Here is a 721-nt window from a genome sequence, read left to right as displayed (position 1 = left end):
GTTTCCTCCTTGCCGCCCCGGATGTCGAAGGTCACCAGCGTGCCGCCGCCCGACATCTGCTTCACCGCCAGCGCATGCTGCGGATGGTCGGGGCGGAAGGGATAGAGCACCTTCGCGATCTCGGCTCGCTCCGAGAGGAAGTCGGCGATGGCGGCCGCGTTGCGGCACATCTGGTCGACGCGCAGCTTCAGCGTCTCGAGCCCCTTCAGAACCACCCAGGCGGTGAAGGGCGACATGGCGGGGCCGGTGTTGCGGATGAAGGGCATCAGCGTCTCCTCCACCCACTTCTTCGGGCCGAGCACGGCGCCGCCGAGCGTGCGGCCCTGGCCGTCCATGTGCTTGGTGGTGGAGTAGACGACGATGTCGGCGCCCTGCTCCAGCGGGCGCTGCAGCAGCGGCGTGGCGAAGACGTTGTCCACCACGACCAGCGCGCCGGCGGCGTGCGCCAGCTTGGCGACGGCCGGGAGGTCCACCAGCTCCAGCATGGGGTTGGACGGCGTCTCCAGCAGCACCATCGCGGCCGGCTTGCTGAGCGCCTTCTTCCACTGGTCGAGGTCGGAGCCGTCGACGAACTCGGCCTCGATGCCGTAGCGCGGCAGCAGCGTGCTCACGATCCAGTGGCAGGAGCCGAAGAGGGCGCGGGAGGCGACCAGGCGGTCGCCGGTCTTGAGATGGGACAGCAGCGCGGAATGGACCGCGGCCATGCCGGTCGCCATCAGGC

At 69.6% G+C, this 721-nt stretch carries 1 protein-coding gene; it reads right to left on the bottom strand.

Going from position 1 to position 721, the window contains the following annotated elements; translation table 11 throughout:
• On the bottom strand, window positions 1–721 hold a 721-nt coding region (locus AC1DWF_RS34375; protein WP_476842960.1), incomplete at both ends, for a trans-sulfuration enzyme family protein.

The sequence above is a fragment of the Aminobacter sp. P4_D5 genome (assembly GCF_056401815.1).
This window is presented reverse-complemented; position numbering and strand designations above follow the sequence as displayed.